This is a genomic window from Bradyrhizobium sp. 23, from assembly GCF_023073295.1.
In the GTDB taxonomy this organism is placed as follows: Bacteria; Pseudomonadota; Alphaproteobacteria; order Rhizobiales; family Xanthobacteraceae; genus Bradyrhizobium; species Bradyrhizobium canariense_D.
The window spans coordinates 1-686 of sequence record NZ_JADPJF010000053.1 but is presented as its reverse complement, the minus strand read 5'-3'; the positions used below and the strand labels follow the sequence as shown (position 1 = coordinate 686).

Sequence of the window (686 nt, the reverse complement as noted above, 5' to 3'; positions counted from 1 at the left end):
TTGACTTCGACAACGACAGCGCCTTCATGAACGATGTCGTCGTGCCATGGTGTCGCGAACAGAAGCTCGAAGTGACGCGCTCGCGCGCGTACAAGAAGAACGATCAAGCATTCGTCGAGCAGAAGAATGGTGCCGTCGTCCGCCGCCTCATGGGCTATGGCCGCTTCGATGGCGTCGAGACGGCGCGCGTGATGGGCCGCCTCTATGCGGCGGCGCGGCTCTACGTCAACTTCTTCCAGCCCTCGTTCAAGCTGAAGGAGAAGCGCCGCGAAGGGGCTAAAGTGATCAAGCGCTATCATCCCCCATCGACGCCCTACGAGCGTGCATTAGCGCATCCCAAGGTGACCGCCGCCGTGAAGAAACGGCTGCGCGATCAGTATCGCTCGCTCGATCCGGTCGCGCTGTTGGCCGAGATTCGCGCAACCCAGAACGAACTCGGCAATCGCGTCGATCGTCGTGCCGGACAGGCGCGTGGCCTGCAATCCGCTCACACGAGCAACGCGCCGGTGACCGCGGCGACGTTCGCGAAGACGCTCGGCAAGAGGGTGACCGCCGGCGAGCCGCGTGCCACGCACCGGCGGACTCGTCGGCCCTATAAAACCAGGGTTCGCATGCCGTCCAAGCTCGACCCGCATATTGCTGCTATCGAGGGCTGGCTCGCGGAGCAGCCGCAACTGACGGCGCTC

1 pseudogene is annotated in these 686 nt (G+C 63.8%); it reads left to right on the top strand.

The features are described from left to right. Nucleotides 1–26: 26 nt before the first annotated feature. A pseudogene (locus IVB32_RS13140) lies at nucleotides 27–686 on the top strand (transposase); the annotation flags it as partial.